Below are 1,631 nucleotides of genomic sequence, written 5' to 3' on the forward strand. Positions count from 1 at the left end.
GTCACCAGGTGCTCGTAGCCGACGACAGCCAGCCGCAACCCACCCCCGGCCGACGAGCACACGTACCACGGCGCGCCGACCACCGGCAGCCCGGCCGTCGCCGCGGCCACCGCCGCGTCCAGGCCGTGCAGCACGTCGCTGCGCACCGTGGTCGGCGCGGCCGCCGCCGCGACCAGGCCACCACCGTCGAGGTCCACCACCGCCACCTTCGTGTACGTGGAACCGACGTCGGCGCAGACCGCGACGTTCACGCCGCCGCGGGCACGACCACCGTGCCGGTCGCCGTCACCGCCACGATCGGCTCGACCAACACCTCGGCGGCCGACTCACCCCGATCGGGACGACCCCGGCACACCACCCGCGCCACGAAATCGACGGTACGGCTGCGGACACCCACCCGGGTCACCGTCGCCGTCACCTCCAGCACGTCCCCAGCCCTCATCGGCGCCCGGAACTGCACATCCGCGTACGACGCGAACAACCCCTCGTCACCGTCGGCGCGGATACACACCTCGGTCGCCACGTCCCCGAACAACCCCAACGCGTACGCCCCGTCCACCAGGTTCCCCGCATAATGCGCATGCGAGTACGGCACATACCGGCGGTGCGTCACCGTCAACCCGAGCCGTGGATCGCTCACACCCTCACCTTCCTGGTCGTGATCAACGCGTGCACCAGATAACTGGCCACCTCACCCGGGGTGGTGCCCCGCCCGAAAATCCGATCCACACCCAGCTCATCGGCCATCGTCTCGTCGAACCGCGGCCCGCCCACGATCAGCAACGGCCGACGCCCCGCCGGCATCGCCTCCCGGAACGCCGCCGTCATCTCCCGCGTGTTGTGCACATGCGCATCACGCTGCGTCACCACCTGCGACACCAGCACCGCGTCGGCCCGTTCCCGCCGCGCCGCCTCCACCAACTCCGGCACGCTCACCTGCGCACCCAGATTGGTCACCTTCAACTCCCGGTAGTACTCCAGGCCCTTCTCCCCCGCGATGCCCTTGACATTGAGGATCGCGTCGATGCCCACCGTGTGCGCGTCCGTACCGATACACGCACCCACCACCGACAGCTTGCGCCGCAACCGCCGCTTCACCACCGCGTTGACCTCCTTGGCGCTCAGCAGCGGAAAGTCCCGCTCCACCACCTGCACCGCCGACAGGTCCACCAGATGGTTCACCCGCCCGTACACCACGAAGAAGGTGAACCCGTCACCCATCTGCCGGGCGTGCACCAACATCGCCGGATCGATGCCCATCCTGTTCGCCAACTGCACCGCCGCGCCCTCGGCCCGCTTGTCGTGCGGCACCGGCAACGTGAACGACACCTGCACCATGCCGTCACCGGTGGTGTCCCCGTACGGCCGGACGATCCGCTTGTCCGTCACGCCGACCCCTCCAGGATCTCCGTGGCCGGGTTGTAGTAGCCGGCCTCGTGCCGCGCCACCCCGTCCAGACCCTTGCCCCGGTCCGCGGGCCGCTTCATGATCCCGAAGGTGCCCTCGGCAATCGCCGTCAACAACGACTGCCCACCGATCCGCTCCAGCAGGTCCACCGCCTCAGCCAGCACCCGATGCGCACGCTGCTGGATGAACCCACCCGGCGCCGGCACGAAATCCTCGTGCAACCC

General features: G+C 69.6%; 4 protein-coding genes. All 4 read right to left on the reverse strand.

Annotation, left to right across the window (positions count from 1 at the left end; all coding sequences use genetic code 11):
- Positions 1–251, reverse strand: a 251-nt coding sequence (locus tag E1166_RS30450; RefSeq protein ID WP_207914665.1) for a glutamate mutase L, incomplete at its 3' end; no start/stop codon positions are given.
- Entirely contained in the window at positions 248–640 is a 393-nt protein-coding gene (locus E1166_RS30455; protein WP_132343242.1) for a hotdog domain-containing protein, read from the reverse strand. The genes E1166_RS30455 and E1166_RS30450, both read right to left, overlap by 4 nt.
- Positions 637–1,389: an OAM dimerization domain-containing protein gene (locus E1166_RS30460; RefSeq protein ID WP_132343243.1), complete on the reverse strand. Its 753-nt coding sequence runs from the start codon at positions 1,387–1,389 to the stop codon at positions 637–639. The genes E1166_RS30455 and E1166_RS30460 overlap by 4 nt, the downstream gene beginning before the upstream one ends.
- Positions 1,386–1,631 (reverse strand): lysine 5,6-aminomutase subunit alpha (locus tag E1166_RS30465; protein ID WP_279433240.1); only part of this gene is annotated, 246 nt, incomplete at its 5' end. The genes E1166_RS30460 and E1166_RS30465, both read right to left, overlap by 4 nt.

Origin of the sequence: Micromonospora sp. KC213 (genome assembly GCF_004348325.1) — a bacterium.
In the GTDB taxonomy this organism is placed as follows: Bacteria; Actinomycetota; Actinomycetes; order Mycobacteriales; family Micromonosporaceae; genus Micromonospora.